At 70.5% G+C, this 1,588-nt stretch carries 2 protein-coding genes; both read left to right on the forward strand.

Translation table 11 applies throughout. The features are described from left to right. Positions 1–199, forward strand: a 199-nt coding sequence (locus IE318_RS44230; protein ID WP_189908470.1) for a transposase, incomplete at its 5' end; no start/stop codon positions are given. 315 nt (positions 200–514) lie between these two features. Next, complete coding sequence (locus IE318_RS44235) at positions 515–1,516, forward strand: AraC family transcriptional regulator (RefSeq protein WP_189908471.1); 1,002 nt, start codon at positions 515–517, stop codon at positions 1,514–1,516. Positions 1,517–1,588 lie beyond the last annotated feature (72 nt).

Here is a 1,588-nt window from a genome sequence, read left to right on the forward strand (position 1 = left end):
GAAGGTCGCCGTCTCCAAGCTGGTCAGCAGCCTCAAGGGCGTCTCCGCTCGCCGGATACGACAGGAGTTCACCGGCCGGATCAACCGCGCCATCATGCACGGGCACCTGTGGTCGCCCTCATACTTCTCCGCATCGTGCGGCGGAGCACCGCTGGCCATCGTCCGCCAGTACATCGAGCAGCAAACACGTCCGCTCTAACCTGCACGTCAGAGCAGTCTTGAGATGCATTCATCCCCGGCGTGAACGCCGGAGCTTTCTGCAAGTATCGCGGTAAAGTCCGGCCATCAGACCGGTGGTGAGCGTGGCGGCAAGCAGCACCAGGCTGCGCAGATCGCCGGTCATGGCAACTCCTCGGGTCGGACGGCCGGCGGGAAACGGTGCGGGCGCGAGCGGCGCCGGCGGTGCGGGTGGCGTGTCCTGCGTCATGAACCAAGTCAATCCGCGCGGCACATCGCCCGGCCATCGCCGAGAAGCTCATCCCCATACGCAGGCGTCCAGACCTAGTCTGTGGCCATGGACGCACTGGCCACCCTCCTCGACGGCCCGCGGGCGCGCGGCGCGTTCCTGCTGCGCTCGGTCCTCACCCCGCCCTGGTCGGTCCAGATCGCCGACCTGGCACCGCTCACCCTGGTGCACATGGTCAGGGGCGACGCCTGGATCAGGACCGACGACGGACAGGCGCGGTTGCTGCGCGCCGGCGACATCGCGGTGATCCGCGGACCGGAGCCTTACGTCATCGCCGGTGACCGGGAGACCGAGCCACAGATCGTCATCCGGCCCGGCCAGGTCTCCACCGACGCCGACGGCAACGAACTGTGCGAGCAGATGAACCTCGGGGTGCGGACCTGGGGCGACAACCCCGACGGGGCCCACGGGGCGGACGGCGCCGGGAACAGCGCAGCAGAGCAGACCCCGCTGCCCGCGGTGATGATCAGCGGCACCTACCAGATGCGCGGCGAGATCAGCAGCCGTCTGCTGTCCGCCCTGCCGCAGGTGCTGGTGCTGGCGCAGGACGCCTGGTCCAGCCCGCTGCCCGCGCTGCTGAGCGAGGAGATCGTCCGGGACGAGCCCGGCCAGGAGGTGGTGCTCGACCGGCTGCTCGACCTGCTGCTGATCGCGGTGCTGCGGACCTGGTTCGCCCGGCCCGAGGCCAAAGCCCCCGCCTGGTACGCCGCCCAGAGCGACCCGGTCGTCGGGCCGGCGCTGCGACTGCTGCACGACGACCCCGCCCGCCCCTGGACCGTCGCGGACCTGGCCGCCCAGACCGGCGTGTCCCGGGCCGCCCTCGGCCGCCGCTTCACCGACCTGGTCGGCGAGCCGCCGATGGCGTATCTGACCGGCTGGCGGCTGGCACTGGCCGCCGACCTGCTGCGTGAACCGGACGCCACCATCGCCTCCGTCGCCCGCAGGGTCGGCTACAGCAGCCCCTTCGCACTCAGCGCGGCCTTCAAACGGGTCCGCGGGATCAGCCCACAACAGCACCGGGAGCGCACCCCGGCAGCCGCCTCCTCTTAGAGGCCCTAACAAAGCCTCTGGACGTGGCGGTGGGTGATCAGGCAGACGGCGAGTCCGAGGAAGGCTTCGTGG

The sequence above is a fragment of the Streptomyces spiralis genome (assembly GCF_014654675.1).
GTDB lineage: Bacteria > Actinomycetota > Actinomycetes > Streptomycetales > Streptomycetaceae > Streptomyces > Streptomyces spiralis.

Bases quoted from the DNA above. Each gene is read 5' to 3' on its own strand.
- IE318_RS44235 (WP_189908471.1), top strand. From the start codon at position 515: ATGGACGCACTGGCCACCCTCCTCGACGGCCCGCGGGCGCGCGGCGCG.